This window comes from Kocuria sp. MNB10, assembly GCF_054073685.1.
On record NZ_CM133411.1, the window covers coordinates 975,139 to 991,385 of the forward strand.

The 16,247-nt window shown below is 64.8% G+C and carries 7 protein-coding genes and 3 rRNA genes; 3 read left to right on the plus strand and 7 right to left on the minus strand.

The annotated features are described in order from the left end of the window. The first annotated feature begins 152 nt into the window (after positions 1-152). The 3 genes from metE (at position 153) to ACW9PK_RS04330 (ending at position 5,246) form a co-directional block, all read left to right on the plus strand. Positions 153-2,642, plus strand: coding sequence for a 5-methyltetrahydropteroyltriglutamate--homocysteine S-methyltransferase (gene metE, locus ACW9PK_RS04320; protein ID WP_457016694.1), 2,490 nt, complete (start codon positions 153-155; stop codon positions 2,640-2,642). A gap of 74 nt (positions 2,643-2,716) precedes the next feature. Then, entirely contained in the window at positions 2,717-4,024 is a 1,308-nt protein-coding gene (locus ACW9PK_RS04325; protein ID WP_457016696.1) for an aminotransferase class I/II-fold pyridoxal phosphate-dependent enzyme, read from the plus strand. Positions 4,025-4,055: 31 nt separating this feature from the next. Then, positions 4,056-5,246: a cystathionine gamma-synthase gene (locus tag ACW9PK_RS04330; protein ID WP_457016698.1), complete on the plus strand. Its 1,191-nt coding sequence runs from the start codon at positions 4,056-4,058 to the stop codon at positions 5,244-5,246. A gap of 298 nt (positions 5,247-5,544) precedes the next feature. Here the strand turns inward: ACW9PK_RS04330 and ACW9PK_RS04335 are convergent, their stop codons facing one another. The 7 genes from ACW9PK_RS04335 to ACW9PK_RS04365 all read right to left on the minus strand — a co-directional run bounded on the left by ACW9PK_RS04335 (position 5,545) and on the right by ACW9PK_RS04365 (position 16,226). Continuing rightward, the gene (locus ACW9PK_RS04335; RefSeq protein ID WP_457016700.1) at positions 5,545-5,694 is read right to left on the minus strand and encodes a hypothetical protein; all 150 of its coding nucleotides are present in this window, start codon (positions 5,692-5,694) and stop codon (positions 5,545-5,547) included. Positions 5,695-5,746: 52 nt separating this feature from the next. Further along, on the minus strand, positions 5,747-6,955 hold the full coding sequence (locus ACW9PK_RS04340) for an NAD(P)/FAD-dependent oxidoreductase (RefSeq protein WP_457016702.1): 1,209 nt from the start codon (positions 6,953-6,955) through the stop codon (positions 5,747-5,749). Positions 6,956-7,050: 95 nt separating this feature from the next. Next, a 5S ribosomal RNA gene (gene rrf, locus ACW9PK_RS04345) occupies positions 7,051-7,167 on the minus strand. A 223-nt stretch (positions 7,168-7,390) separates the two neighbouring features. After that, positions 7,391-10,518, minus strand: a 23S ribosomal RNA gene (locus ACW9PK_RS04350). Between the two features lie 438 nt (positions 10,519-10,956). Then, a 16S ribosomal RNA gene (locus ACW9PK_RS04355) occupies positions 10,957-12,488 on the minus strand. The 16S, 23S and 5S rRNA genes sit together here, the layout of an rRNA operon. Before the next feature lie 589 nt (positions 12,489-13,077). Beyond that, positions 13,078-14,913 carry an AMP-binding protein gene (locus ACW9PK_RS04360; RefSeq protein ID WP_368844922.1) on the minus strand — a complete coding sequence of 612 codons (1,836 nt, stop codon included), beginning with the start codon at positions 14,911-14,913 and terminating at the stop codon, positions 13,078-13,080. Positions 14,914-14,984: 71 nt separating this feature from the next. Then, the gene (locus ACW9PK_RS04365; RefSeq protein ID WP_368844923.1) at positions 14,985-16,226 is read right to left on the minus strand and encodes an acyl-CoA dehydrogenase family protein; all 1,242 of its coding nucleotides are present in this window, start codon (positions 16,224-16,226) and stop codon (positions 14,985-14,987) included. Positions 16,227-16,247: the final 21 nt, after the last annotated feature.

Genomic DNA, 16,247 nt, shown 5'->3' on the forward strand with positions numbered 1-16,247 from the left:
TCGACCGCCACATCCGGGCAGGCCGAAAACCGTTCGTAGCGGCACCACCCACGCTGACGTTCCCCTTACCCCGCCGCGCCGGAGCACACCCGTTGCCGCGGCTCATCACACCCCCTAACCGCCATACCCCACACCAGCTCCGAGGAGTTCCCATGAGCACCCAGCCCGTCCCGTTCCCCGCCGCCACGATCCTGGGCTACCCCCGCATCGGCCCCGACCGCGAGCTCAAGCGCGCACTCGAGTCCTATTGGAAGGACCCGCAACAGCACCCCGCCACCACCGTGCTGGACACCCTCGCCCGGTTGCGTGAGCGCACCGCCACGCGATTGTCCGAACTCGGCCTCACCACGGATCACGCGGTGCCGTCCGAGGGGTTCGCGGTGGACCACGTCCTGGACACGTCCCTGGCGCTAGGCGCGGTTCCCGCGCGGTTCATCGCGGACGGCTACGAGCCCGCCGCCCCGGACACGCCCCGCGGGATCGAGCTGATCACGGCGTTGTCCCGCGGCACCGATCGGTTGGAGCCGCTCGAGATGACCAAGTGGTTCGACACCAACTACCACTACTACGTACCCGAGATCGGCCCGGACACCCCGTTGCGTGCGAACCCCGAGAGCCTCGTGTCCCGCTACCGGACCACCCTCGGGACCACCGGGATCACCACCCGCCCGGTCCTCGTGGGCCCCGTGAGCCTGCTCTTGCTCTCACGCCCCGAGACCACCGATGCCGTCGCAAGTCACCCCCTGCAGCGCCTCGACGACGTCGTGGCCGAATACGCCGCGATCCTGCGAGCCCTGGCTGAGGCCGGCGTCGAATGGGTGCAACTCGACGAGCCGGCCCTCGCCGCGGACGGGTGGAGCGTGGAACGCACCGAACTCGTGGCCGCCCTCGAGAGCGCCTACACCCAACTTTCGAACGAGCAACAGCGCCCCGCGATCCTCGTGACCGTGGGCTACGGCGATGCCGGCGAGGACGCCCAGCTCGCCCTGGCCCACACGAACGTCGACGCCCTGGCCATCGACCTCGACCGCGGGGACGTCCCCGGCAAGAAGGCACTCGAGGCATGGGGCGAACGCCCCGTCGTGGGCGGCGTCGTGGGCGGACGCACCGTGTGGCGCACCGACCTCGCGCGCGCCGTCGAGACCCTGGACCGGCTGCGCGCCGCGGCCCGCGGGCCGGTGGCCGTGGGCACCGCGACGCCGCTGCTGCACGTCCCGCACGACGTCGCCCGCGAGACCGCACTGGATCCGGACGTCACCAGCTGGGTCGCGTTCGCGGACCAGAAGGTGACCGAGGTGGTCGGGCTCGCGCGCGGCGTCGAGCACGGCTGGGATGCCATCCGGGACACCCTGGACGAGGACGCCACGATCCGCGCGGCCCGCGCCGAGCACCCGGCAACTCACAAGGCCGAGATCCGCGAGCGCACCGCCGCGGTGCAGGACGCGGACCGCCAGCGCGCGGACGCCGAACAGCGCCGCGCTGCCCAGCGCGAACGTCTGCGCTTGCCCGTGCTGCCCACCACGACCATCGGATCCTTCCCGCAGACGCCGCAGATCCGCAAGACCCGGGCGGACCACCGCGCGGGGCGGATCACGGAGGCCGAGTACACGGACGCGATCCGCGCGGAGATCGCCCACACGGTGCGCGTCCAGGAGGAACTGGGGCTCGACGTCCTGGTGCACGGCGAACCCGAGCGCAACGACATGGTGCAGTACTTCGCGGAGGGCCTGGACGGTTTCGTGACCACGCAGCACGGCTGGGTGCAGTCCTATGGATCGCGCTGCACGCGCCCGTCGATCCTGTTCGGGGACGTCTCGCGCCCCGCGCCGATCACGGTGGACTGGACCTCGTACGCGGCGTCCCTGACCGAGCGCCCCGTCAAGGGCATGTTGACCGGGCCGGTCACGATCCTCGCGTGGTCCTTCGTGCGCGACGACGCTCCGGCCGCCGAGGTCGCCGACCAGGTCGCACTCGCCCTGCGGGACGAGATCGCGGATCTCGAGCGCGCGGGAACGCCCGTGATCCAGGTGGACGAGCCCGCGCTGCGCGAGCTGCTGCCGCTGCGGGCGGCCGAGCGCCCGGCGTACCTCGAGTGGTCCGTGGGGGCGTTCCGCCTGGCCACGGGCGGGGCGGCCACGGACACCCAGATCCACACCCACCTGTGCTATTCGGAGTTCGAGACCGTCCTGGACGCGATCGACGCCCTGGACGCGGACGTCACCACGCTCGAGGCGTCCCGCTCCGGTTCGGGCATCGTGACCGGGCTCGCGGCATCCGATTTCCCTCGGGACGTGGGTCCCGGCGTGTGGGACATCCACTCGCCCCGGGTTCCCACGTTCGAGGAGCTCGCGGGGCGCATCCGCCACGCGGCGCACGAGATCGGCGCCGAGCGCGTGTGGGTTAACCCCGACTGCGGGCTGAAGACCCGCGGCTGGCCCGAGACCGAGGCCGCACTGGACCGGCTGGTCGCCGCGGCGGTCACCGTGCGCGCGGAACTCTCCGCCGACGACGCCGCTCGGACGGCCGGCGCACCCGCAGGTGCACCGGCGAACGTGGACCCGAACGACGTGACGACCGTGTCCGGGAGCGTCACTGTCGCCGCGTCGTCGACCCCTGCCGCGGATACTCCGGCGCAGCGCTGATTCACCCGTAGGAAACGTCCACCCGGTGGCCGCCGCCGCGCGGCCACCGGGTGGACCGAGGAAGGAAGAAGACCATGACCGCAGCCACCCCCGCTCCGCTGGGCACACCCATCGTCCGGCCCATCCACCACAGTGCCGCGTACGCGTTCGAGACCCTGGCCGACGCCCGCGAGGTCTTCGCCCAGCGCGCGAGCGGTTTCACGTACGCCCGCACGGGTAATCCGAACGTCGCGGCGCTCGAGGCCGAGGTCGCGCGGCTGGAGGGAGGGGAATGCGCGGTCGCGACGTCGTCGGGACAAGCCGCGGTGACCCTCGCTTTGCTCACGCTGACCGGGCCCGCGAAGGACGCGCACGTCGTCGTCTCCTCGCGGATCTACGGCGGGACGGTGGACCTGCTCACGGACACCCTCGCGGACACGGGCCTGGAGGTCACGTTCGCGGATCCCCGCGAACCGCAGCAGTGGGAGGATGCCCTGCGCCCCGGCACGCGCGTGTTCTTCCTCGAATCCGTGGCCAATCCGCTCACGGAACTGCCTGAACTCGAGGCGATCGCGGAGATCGCGCACCGCAACGGTGTGGTCGTGATCGTGGACAACACCGTGGCCACGCCGCACCTCTACACTCCCGGGCGCCACGGTGCGGACCTCGTGGTGCACTCGGCCACCAAGTACCTCTCGGGACACGGCGGGCCCCTGGGCGGTGTGCTCGTGGACACCGGGTCCTTCGACCCCACCGAGGACCCCGAACGGTGGCCGTGGCTGACCCGCAAGCACCACCGCTGGGGGGACCGTTCCCCCGTGGAGGTCTTCGGTGCCCGGCGTGCGCTGCTGGGTGTGGCCCGGTGCAAGTACCTCAACGACCTGGGCCCGTGCATGGGCGCGACCACGGCCCACGAGATCCTGCAGGGCATCACGACCCTGGGTGTGCGCGTGGAACGCCAGTCCGCCACGGCGGAGCGACTCGCCCTCACCCTGGCCGAGCATCCCGCGGTGGAGCGTGTCCACCACCCCCGCTTCGGGGATCCGCGACAGCAACAGCTGCGGGAGACCGGAGGCTACCGCGGGATGGGCGGCGTGTTCTCGATCGACCTCAAGGGAACCCCGGAACAGGTCGAGCATGCCGTGAACTCGTTGCGTCTAATCAAACTCGCGGCCAACATCGGTGACGTCCGCACCCTCGTGGCGCACCCCGCGAGCATGACCCACTGCCGCCTCACGCCCGAGCAGTTCCGCGCGAGCGGGATCACCGAACGGACCCTGCGCGTGAGCGTGGGGCTCGAGGACGAAGCCGATCTCACGGCCGATCTCTTCCAAGCCCTGTCGGTCATCGCCCCCGCGCACGCACCGCAGCCCCGCTCAGCATCGACCACCGCGGCCCACTGAGCTGCCCGCACCCCCCGAAGGAGACCACCCCATGATCCGCACTGACACCCGCCTGCCCGGACTCGCCACGCGCGCCATCCACGACGGCCAACAGCCCGACCCGACCACCGGCGCCGTGGTCCCGCCCATTTACCAGACCTCCACGTTCGTCCAGGACGGCGTGAACCAGTTCCGCACCGGGGGCCACGAATACAGCCGCGGTTCCAATCCCACACGCAACGGTTTCGAGGAACAGCTCGCCTCCCTCGAGCAGGGCACCCGGGCCTTCGCGTTCGCCTCCGGGATGGCCGCGGAGGACGCCTTGTTGCGCGCGGTCCTTGCCCCGGGGGATCACATCGTGCTCGCCTCGGACGTCTACGGCGGCACGTTCCGCCTCGTGGACCAGGTGCTGTCCAAGTGGGGTATCGAGCACGGCTTCGTGCCGTCCGCCTCCGCGTCCGACGCCGCGGAGACCGTCCTCCCCGGACGCACCAAGGTCCTGTGGCTCGAGACGCCGTCCAACCCGTTGTTGCGCGTCGCGGACATCGCCGCGTGGGCGCAGGTGGCCGACGACGCCGACGCCCTCCTCGTCGTGGACAACACCTTCGCGTCCCCCGCCCTGCAGAACCCGCTCGTGCTCGGCGCCCACGTGGTCGTGCATTCCACGACCAAGTACATCGGCGGGCACTCGGACGTGCTCGGCGGTGCCGTGGTCGTGGGTGACACCGAGTGGCGGGGTCAGCCGCTGTCCGAGCTCATCGGGTTCCAGCAGTTCGCCGGGGGCGCGGTGGCCGGCCCGTTCGACTCGTTCCTTGCGGCCCGGGGGTTGAAGACCCTCCCGCTGCGCATGGAACGGCACTGCTCGAATGCGCTGGAGGTGGCCCGCTTCCTGCGCTCACGCTCCGACGTCCTGGAGGTCAACTACCCCGGTCTCGAGGAACACCCGCAGCACGAGCTGGCTGCACAAACCCTCACCGGCGGATTCGGCGGCATCATCTCGTTCCGGCCCGCCGGGGGCATCGAGGCCGCCCACGCGTTCGTGCGCGAAACCGAGATCTACAACCTCTCGGTGAGCCTAGGGGGTGTAGAGTCCCTCACGTGCGTGCCCCACAGCATGACCCACGGTTCCCGGGTGGGCACCCCGTACGAGGTTCCCGAGGATCTGGTGCGCCTGTCCGTGGGGATCGAGGACATCGAGGATCACCTGGCGGACCTGGACCGGGCGCTCGGCGCAGCCAGGTGAACCGGTCCTGACCCGGAAGAGGGACGCGTCGACCACGACCCGGGACAGGGGCCCGTCGATCTTGGCCCGGGCAGGTGGCCCCCGAGAATGCAGCCGGCGGCCACCTGCCCGGTGCAACTGACCGAAACGACCTGCGCGGGCCGCCCAGAGGCAGACGCGCGGGATCCTCGGAGTCAGTCCCCGCGCAGCCCCGCGATACTGAGCTTTTTCATCTCCAGCATGCGTTACCCGCGTTGATGAGGACCACGTGGTAGTCCCCGATCCGCAGATCCGCGGTGAGCAGTTCGCCGGCGAACGTCTACTGGAAATCGCGCAGCCCCTCCAACGGATACCGGGACGAACCGGCGAGCGTGCAGTCCGGCAGGGCGTTCCGGTAGAACGCGACTGCTTCCTCCGCGGTGCCCTGGCACCACACATGCGGGATGATCTTTTCTGCATGGGATCCCACCTCGGGGTCGGTGATCGGTGCGGGGTCGCTCCGGGCAGGGAAGCGCGAAGCGTCACTTACCCCGCAGGATGCGGTGCCAGTAGATCCAAGGAAGGCCCCAGCGGTCGAGGAGGAACGTGGACCTGCGTTCCTTCCGCGGGTCGAACACCTTGCTGCTGGGCTTGGGGGTGCCGTCCGCGGTGAACTCCGCCAGCACCAGCGTGCGGCGGGAGACGGTTAACGGACTCACGGTGTACCCGGAGTACCGGGCGGGGGCGGGCCGCCCACGCAGCGCCGACAAGACGTTTTGCGCGACGACCGGTGTCTGCTTCCGCAGCGCACCACCGGAACTGGAGCCCGGGGTGGCCGCGATGTCCCCGAGTGCCCAGACGTTCTCGTACTGACGATGGCGCAGGGTCTCGGGATCCACGTCCACGAACCCGCGCGCTCCCTCGGCGGAGAGGCCGCAGTCCACCACCCAGTCCGGGGCGATGTGCGGGGGCGTGAGGTGCAGGAAGTCGTACGAGATCTCCTCCGTGGCACCGTCGGATTCGATCGTGATCGCGCTCGTCCCCGAGTCCACCGACCGGACACGGGTGCGCGTGCGTAGCTCGATCCCGTAGTCGTCCATCGCCCGTTGTAGTTCATCGTCCACCACGGGGACGCCGAAGATCGTGTCTTCCGGGACGGTGAGGACCACCCGCATGTCGTCCAGGACACCGCGGCTGCGCCACAGATCGCACGCCATGTAGAGAATCTTCTGGGCGGCCCCCGCACATGGGCACGTGGTGTCGGGCATCGTGAACACAGCGGTCCCCGAGGTGGCGGCGTCCACGAGTCGCCACGTCTTCGGGGCGAGATCGAACAGATAGTTAGTGGACGCGTTCTCGGACAGGACGGCCTCAGCCGATCCCGGGATGAAGTCCCAGTCGGGACGCGAGCCAGCGGCAAGCACGAGCTGGTCGTAGCCGATCGTCGCGCCGCTGCCCAGGGTCACCGTGGAGAGTTCGGGATGGACCCGTGTCACGACGTCGCGCACCCAGGTGGATCCCTCCGGCATGACTTTGCTTTGCTCCCGCCGTGCATCGCCCAGGGTCGCCAGGCCGGCTCCCACGTAGGACAACAGCGGGCGGTAGAAATGCTCCGAGCGGGGCTCAACGATCACGACGTCGCTCTCGCCCTTGCGATTCAGGCGCGAGGCCAGGGCGATCCCGCCATTGCCACCGCCCACCACGACGACGCGCGCTCGGTTCGGAGGCTTCACAGCTGCTTCAACGGCCATAGCCCCAGACACTACAGCGTTCCGGCGTGTTAAATGGTGGGAGGCCGCGCCCCCTAAGGGGGTGCGGCCTCGACCACTTCTTTCTTTCATGTTAATCCCGGCGGTGTCTTACTCTCCCACACCCTTCCGAGTGCAGTACCATCAGCGCTGTGGGTCTTAGCTACCGGGTTCGGGATGGGACCGGGCGTTTCCCCCACGCTATAACCACCGGAAACCCTGCCACCAACCCCTACACGGTGACTACCAGCAACCATGCGTGGGGTAATGAAACCATGGGGTCCCGTGTTTCGTGGACCAAGCTTTATTATATTACCAACCACTACCCCCAGCCCACCCCACGCACCAGCCTGCGCGGCCGGGTAGGGGTGGGGGGTTGTTGGTGGTCAACCACATGGTGGACGCGAACATCACATTCTTCGAATGAAGGCTATGTGTGTGTAGAAGTCTTCGGTGTATTAGTACCAGTCAGCTCCACGTCTTGCAACGCTTCCACATCTGGCCTATCAACCCAGTCGTCTACTGGGCACCTCACACCCCACAAAGGAGGTCAGGAAATCTTATCTCGGAGCAAGCTTCCCGCTTAGATGCTTTCAGCGGTTATCAATCCCGAACGTAGCTAATCAGCGGTGCTCCTGGCGGAACAACTGACATACCAGAGGTTCGTCCGTCCCGGTCCTCTCGTACTAAGGACAGGCCTCCACAAATTTCCAACGCACGCAGCGGATAGGGACCGAACTGTCTCACGACGTTCTGAACCCAGCTCGCGTACCGCTTTAATGGGCGAACAGCCCAACCCTTGGGACCAACTCCAGCCCCAGGATGCGACGAGCCGACATCGAGGTGCCAAACCATGCCGTCGATATGGACTCTTGGGCAAGATCAGCCTGTTATCCCCGAGGTACCTTTTATCCGTTGAGCGACGGCCATTCCACAATGTACCGCCGGATCACTAGTCCCGACTTTCGTCCCTGCTCGAGCTGTCACTCTCACAGTCAAGCTCCCTTGTGCACTTACACTCAACACCTGATTGCCGACCAGGCTGAGGGAACCTTTGGGCGCCTCCGTTACTCTTTAGGAGGCAACCGCCCCAGTTAAACTACCCATCAGGCACTGTCCCTGACCCGGATCACGGGCCGAAGTTAGATATCCAGAGTGACCAGAGTGGTATTTCAACAACGACTCCACCACCACTAGCGTGACGGCTTCACAGTCTCCCACCTATCCTACACAAGCCACACCGAACACCAATACCAAACTATAGTAAAGGTCTCGGGGTCTTTCCGTCCTGCTGCGCGAAACGAGCATCTTTACTCGTACTGCAATTTCGCCGAGTTCATGGTTGAGACAGTAGGGAAGTCGTTACTCCATTCGTGCAGGTCGGAACTTACCCGACAAGGAATTTCGCTACCTTAGGATGGTTATAGTTACCACCGCCGTTTACTGGGGCTTAAATTCTCCGCTTCAACCCCGAAGGGTTTAACGAGTCCTCTTAACCTTCCAGCACCGGGCAGGAGTCAGTCCGTATACATCGTCTTACGACTTCGCACGGACCTGTGTTTTTGATAAACAGTCGCTTCCCTCTAGCCTCTGCGACCCCGACCAGCTCACACCGCGTGGGTGTTCACCAACCAGGGCCCCCCTTCTCCCGAAGTTACGGGGGCATTTTGCCGAGTTCCTTAACCATGATTCTCTCGAACGCCTTAGTATTCTCTACCTGATCACCTGTGTCGGTTTAGGGTACGGGCGACTAGAACCTCACGTCGATGCTTTTCTTGGCAGCATAGGATCACCGAATTCCCTCACCTAAGAGAGTCCCATCACATCTCAGGCCCATGACCCGCGGATTTACCAACGGGTCGCCCTACATGCTTAGACCAGGACAACCATCGCCTGGCTCGGCTACCTTCCTGCGTCACACCTGTTAACACGTTTACCTCCCCGGATCAGGTCCCACGCTCCCCACACACTCCCGTGACCGTAAACGGCCACGGATCGTGATGGTTCGGGTGGTTAGTATCCCCGGTTCGATAGGGTCGGTTCTTCGTCGGTACGGGAATATCAACCCGTTGTCCATCGACTACGCCTGTCGGCCTCGCCTTAGGTCCCGACTCACCCAGGGCAGATTAGCTTGACCCTGGAACCCTTGATCATCCGGCGGACGGGTTTCTCACCCGTCTATCGCTACTCATGCCTGCATTCTCACTCGTTGAGGTTCCACCACTGGGTCACCCCGCAGCTTCACTACCCCAACGACGCTCCCCTACCCACAACACCACCTCAACCACAAACGGCTCGGCTATACGGTGTCATGCCACAACTTCGGCGGTGTACTTGAGCCCCGCTACATTATCGGCGCGGAATCACTTGACCAGTGAGCTATTACGCACTCTTTCAAGGGTGGCTGCTTCTAAGCCAACCTCCTGGTTGTCTAAGCAACTCCACATCCTTTCCCACTTAGCACACGCTTAGGGGCCTTAGTTGATGGTCTGGGCTGTTTCCCTTTCGACTATGAAGCTTATCCCCCACAGTCTCACTGCCACGCTTACACTTCACCGGCATTCGGAGTTTGGTTGACGTCAGTAACCTTGTAGGGCCCATCAGCCATCCAGTAGCTCTACCTCCGGGAAGCAACACGCAACGCTGCACCTAAATGCATTTCGGGGAGAACCAGCTATCACGGAGTTTGATTGGCCTTTCACCCCTACCCACAGCTCATCCCCTCCATTTTCAACTGAAGTGGGTTCGGTCCTCCACGCGCTCTTACACGCGCTTCAACCTGGCCATGGGTAGATCACCCCGCTTCGGGTCTAGATCACGCCACTACACAACGCCCTATTCAGACTCGCTTTCGCTACGACTACCCCACACGGGTTAATCTCGCGACGTAACACTAACTCGCAGGCTCATTCTTCAAAAGGCACGCTGTCACCCCAAAAGGCTCCAACGGCTTGTAAGCACACGGTTTCAGGTACTATTTCACTCCCCTCCCGGGGTACTTTTCACCATTCCCTCACGGTACTGATCCGCTATCGGTCATCAGGAAGTATTCAGGCTTACCAGGTGGTCCTGGCAGATTCACACGAGATTTCACGGGCCCCGTGCTACTCGGGAACAACGTCACACCACGCACACCACGGTTTCGTCTACGGGACTCACACCCCCTACGGTCTGGCACTCACCACCAGTTCGACTACCACAGCGCCACAGCGCCCGGGGTGGCGACCCCGAGAACAACGCATCCCACAACCCCGATCATGCAACCCTCGCCAGGTATCACACACAACCGGTTTAGCCACCATCCGCTTTCGCTCGCCACTACTCACGGAATCACTATTGTTTTCTCTTCCTATGGGTACTGAGATGTTTCACTTCCCCACGTTCCTCCTCGCACCCTATGAATTCAGATACGAGTGACCACGCATGATACGCAGCCGGGTTACCCCATTCGGAGACCCTCGGATCACAGCTCGTTTATCAGCTCCCCGAGGCTTATCGCAGATTTCCACGTCCTTCATCAGCTCCTGATGCCAAGGCATCCACCGTGTGCCCGTAACAACTTCTACGCCACACAACACAAAACAATCATCAAAGAACACACCACACACACCCACCACACCACCACAACCAGGAATCTAAAAAACCCCTTGACCGTGATCATCGTGTGACCAGATGCACGCGGCGTCAAAGATGCTCGCGTCCACTATGTAGTTGACAAACAACAACCCACCAACACCACACACCCACCACAATGGATGCGTCAGTGCCCCAGGAAACCAACCAACGTAACTTGTTGATCGACAACCCAACAATGTGCCACCACGAACCCCCACACACACCACCACCAACCATCCAAGCCGGCAGTGTTCCCGTGTGCGTAGTATCCGTGTCCGCTTGCTGATATTCCACCCATGAGCAAAACACCCACCACCGACTCAACGGCGCACCACGATCTCGTGGTCTGTGGGGCCACCAGCCACCCGGCCGGTCAGCGTGCTCCTTAGAAAGGAGGTGATCCAGCCGCACCTTCCGGTACGGCTACCTTGTTACGACTTAGTCCCAATCGCCAGTCCCACCTTCGACGGCTCCCCCCACAAGGGTTAGGCCACCGGCTTCGGGTGTTACCAACTTTCGTGACTTGACGGGCGGTGTGTACAAGGCCCGGGAACGTATTCACCGCAGCGTTGCTGATCTGCGATTACTAGCGACTCCGACTTCACGTGGTCGAGTTGCAGACCACGATCCGAACTGAGACCAGCTTTTTGGGATTAGCTCCACCTCACGGTATCGCAACCCATTGTACTGGCCATTGTAGCATGCGTGAAGCCCAAGACATAAGGGGCATGATGATTTGACGTCATCCCCACCTTCCTCCGAGTTGACCCCGGCAGTCTCCTATGAGTCCCCACCATCACGTGCTGGCAACATAGAACGAGGGTTGCGCTCGTTGCGGGACTTAACCCAACATCTCACGACACGAGCTGACGACAACCATGCACCACCTGTACACCAGCCCCACAAGGAGGAAAACCCATCTCTGAGCCGATCCGGTGTATGTCAAGCCTTGGTAAGGTTCTTCGCGTTGCATCGAATTAATCCGCATGCTCCGCCGCTTGTGCGGGCCCCCGTCAATTCCTTTGAGTTTTAGCCTTGCGGCCGTACTCCCCAGGCGGGGCACTTAATGCGTTAGCTACGGCGCGGAAAACGTGGAATGTCCCCCACACCTAGTGCCCAACGTTTACGGCATGGACTACCAGGGTATCTAATCCTGTTCGCTCCCCATGCTTTCGCTCCTCAGCGTCAGTAACAGCCCAGAGACCTGCCTTCGCCATCGGTGTTCTTCCTGATATCTGCGCATTTCACCGCTACACCAGGAGTTCCAGTCTCCCCTACTGCACTCAAGTCTGCCCGTACCCACTGCACACCCGGGGTTAAGCCCCGGGCTTTCACAGCAGACGCGACAAACCGCCTACGAGCTCTTTACGCCCAATAATTCCGGACAACGCTTGCGCCCTACGTATTACCGCGGCTGCTGGCACGTAGTTAGCCGGCGCTTCTTCTGCACGTACCGTCACTTTCGCTTCTTCCGTGCTGAAAGAGGTTTACAACCCGAAGGCCGTCATCCCTCACGCGGCGTCGCTGCATCAGGCTTGCGCCCATTGTGCAATATTCCCCACTGCTGCCTCCCGTAGGAGTCTGGGCCGTGTCTCAGTCCCAGTGTGGCCGGTCACCCTCTCAGGCCGGCTACCCGTCGTCGCCTTGGTAGGCCATTACCCCACCAACAAGCTGATAGGCCGTGAGCCCATCCACAACCAGTACAAACCCTTTCCACCCCCCACCATGCGACAGGAGGTCATATCCAGTATTAGACCCAGTTTCCCAGGCTTATCCCAGAGTCAAGGGCAGGTTACTCACGTATTACTCACCCGTTCGCCACTCATCCACCCAGTGCAAGCACCAAGCTTCAGCGTTCGACTTGCATGTGTTAAGCACGCCGCCAGCGTTCGTCCTGAGCCAGGATCAAACTCTCCGTCAAAAAACATTCAACAGAAACCACCCCACCACCACACCAAACAGCGCAGCACAACCAGGGCAGGATCCCAGCTGACACCCAACACCCCCAGGAAACGGGAAAACACCCAGGGAACTGTCAGGCCATCAACCAAAAACAAAAAAACTTTGGTATCAACAAACTAGACACACTATTGAGTTGACAAACAACAAACCACACCTAAGCTCTTATTCAGAGCCATGAGTTGGAAGTTTTGGTCGCCACTGATTCGGAACGCTTTTCGCTGTCCTTGCGGCAACTCGACTAGCTTATCCGTTCCCCGTTTCCTTCGCAACTCGGCGTTCGCACGCCATTGCCGTTCGGAAGTCGGGGAGGTAGCTGGTCGGCCTGCCGGACCAGCGGTTCGCTGTTCGTCCTTGCGGCGACTCGGAATACATTACACACGCCCGCGGGACTGCGCAAAACGGCCCTGGGGTGGGCCCGCCACCCCCTGGCTGCGTTCGCACGCGGCGTCGTCGCCCGTCCCGCGCCGGGCATTGGAACCGCGCCCGCAGACAACGGCCGCATAATCACGTGGCCGTGGTCGCGCAATCGCGTTGCCCGGGTGGCTGCTTCAGTCCCGCAGGAGGTTCTTGCGCACCTTGCCCGTGGCCGTGCGCGGCAGCTCGTCACTAAACACGACCGAGTCCGGCACCTTGAACCCGCTGAGCTGGTTCCGGACGTGGTCGCGCAGTTCCTCCTCCGTGACCGTGGACCCGTTCACCCGCACCACGTGCGCAACCGGGCGTTCGCCCCACTTCTCGTGAGCTACCCCCACGACGGCGACGTCCGCGACGTCCGGATGCGAGTAGAGGGCCTGCTCCACCTCGATGGACGAGATGTTTTCCCCACCGGAGATGATGATGTCCTTGGCGCGGTCCCGCAGCTGGATGTAGTTGTTGGGGTGCATGACCCCCAGGTCACCCGTGTGGAACCACCCGCCCTCGAATGCCTTCCGCGTGGCGGGTACGTCCTTGTAGTAGCCGATCATCACGTTGTTGCCCCGCAACACCACCTCCCCCACGGTCGTACCGTCCGCCGGCACGTCCTCGAGGGAATCGTCCACCACGCGGGCGGATTCCGCCTGGATCATGGCCACGCCCTGCCGGGACATCTGCTGCGCCCGCTCCCGGGGCGAGAGCTCACGCCACTGTTCCTGGGGTTCGCAAATGGTGATGGGGCCGAAGACCTCGGTGAGCCCGTACACGTGGACGATGTCGAAGCCCGCGCTCTCCAGCCGCTCGATGATGCTCGGCGCGGGCGGGGCCCCGGCGGTCGTGATCCTGATGGTGTGTTCGAGTGGGTGAGCCTCCGAGGCGTCCACGATGATCGAGCACACGGCCGGCGCGCCGCACAGGTGGGTGATGCCCTGCTCGTCGAACGCGCGCCAGATCTCGTCCGCGCGCACGGCCCGCAAGCACACGTGCGTACCACCCGCGGCGGTCACGGCCCACGTGGTGCACCACCCGTTGCAGTGGAACATGGGCAGGGTCCAGAGGTATCGCGTGGCGCCGGTGAACCCATTGTGGAACACCTCCCCGAGGCTGTTCAGGTACGCCCCGCGGTGGCTGTACAGCACCCCCTTGGGGCGCCCCGTGGTGCCGGAGGTGTAGTTCAGGGTGATGGGCGCATTCTCGTCCGCGACGCCGTAGCCGACGCCGCCGTCGTTGCCGCCCGACGCACCCGGTCCTGCCGGCTGGGCGGGCTCGACGTCGATGAACTCCTCGAACGTGGGCACTCCCGACCCCGCGCCGTCGCGAACGGGGTGCACGCCCGCCTGCGGGTCGTCGATCTGCACGAGCGTCACGTCCGACCCGTCACCGAGGGCCTGTGCGACGGTCTCGAGCGCCGAGGTGTCCGCGAGCACCACGTGGGCTTCGCAGTGCTCGAGGATGTAGCGCAGTTCCCGCGCGCTCAGTCGCGGGTTGAGCGGCACCAACACCGCCCCGGCCGCCGGCACGGCGTAGTGCGCCATGAGTGTCGCGGGAAGATTGGGCGCGATCACCGCAACCGTGGGCCACGAGCACTCCAGCAACTCCGCGCCCTGGAACGATTCGTTCCCCTCACCCGAGGCCCCCGCGGATCGCTCGGACCCGGCAGTGTCGCCCGACTCGGCAGTTCCGGGCGAACCGCCCGTGACCGGTGACCCGGCGGACTCACGCGACCCCGCGGACGCGGGCGACCCAGCGGCGTCGTCCGATCCAGCGGACCCCCGGGAAGCAGCGCCCGCCGAGCCGTCGGAACCGGACAGCAGCGGCAACAGCGCCGTGGCGAACCGGCGCACGTCTCGTTCGAACTGCTCGTAGCTCCACACCCGCGAGCCGTGCACGATCGCCGGGCGGTCGGGGAAAACCTCGGCGCTGCGCTCGAGGAAGCGCAACGGGGTCAGCGGCTCGGTGTTCGCGAACATGGTGCTCCTGAACGGTCATGGCCCGGCACGCGCCGGACGGGCGCGAACCGGGCCGTGTGGGCACGAGCGGATCAGTTGTAGGCGGAGAATCCCGTGATCGACTTGCCGATGATCAGGGCCTGCACCGTCTCTGTCCCCTCGTAGGTGTGCACGGCTTCCACGTCCGCGAAGTGACGTGCAACACGGTTCTCCAACAGGATGCCATTTCCGCCGAGCAGATCGCGAGCGTTGGCCGCGACCTGGCGTGCCGTGCGGGTGGCCGTGTACTTGGCCAGCGAGGCCTGGTGCCCGGTCAGGGTCCCGGCCTCCTCCTTGCGGGTCATCGCCATTACGAGCGTCTGGATGGAGGTGAGCTCGCTCAGCATGCGGGCCAGGCGCTCCTGCACGATCTGCGACGCCGCGAGCGGACGGCCGAACTGCACGCGCTGCGCCGCGTACTGGACCGCGGTCTCGTAACACGCCTGCGCGTGACCCACCGCGGCCCACCCCACGCCAATGCGGGTCGCGAAGAGGACCGAGGCCGTGTCCCGGAAGGAGCGGGCGTTCGGCAGGACGTTCTCGGTGGGGACGAACACGTTCTCCATGCGGATCTGGGCCTGGTGGATGGCCCGCAGGGAGAGCTTCCCGCGCATGGTGGTACCCGTGTAGCCCTCGGAGTCCTGGGGCACCACGAAACCGTGGACCGCGCCGTCCTCGTCGCTGCGGGCCCACACCACGGTGATCCCGCCCATGGACCCGTTGCCGATCCACTTCTTCTCACCGTTGAGGACGTGGCCGCCATCCACGGGGGTCGCTCGGGTCTCCAGGCCGATCGAGTCCGAACCGTGGGCCGGCTCGGTGAGCGCGAAGGAACCAAGCAGCTTGCCCGCGGCCATGTCCGGGAGCCACCGGTCCTTCTGCTCGTCGCTGCCGCACATGGCGATCGAGCGCATGGCCAGGCCACCCTGCACACCGGCCACGGTGGACACCGATCCGTCCCCGCGGGCCAGTTCCATGGTCACGAGACCCGCGGCGAGCTTGGACATGTTGTCCATACCCGGGACCGCCACGCCGTCGCGCAGCAGGTCCAGCTCGCCCATCCGGGTCACGAGATCCAGGTTGTACTCGCTCTCGTCCCAGTACCGGGCGATCACGGGCAGGACGTCTTCCTGCACGAAGGACCGGGCGCGCATCCAGTGGGCGCGGTCCTCGTCCGCGACGTCCGTGAACACCCCCGCCTCGTCCGTTCCCAGGGCCTCGGTGAGCGTGTATTCCGGTTCCAGCGTGCCCGCGGGGAAGTTCTCCGACGTGGGTGCCGTGTTCTCAGTGGTCATGACTGGTCCTTCGCGATCAGG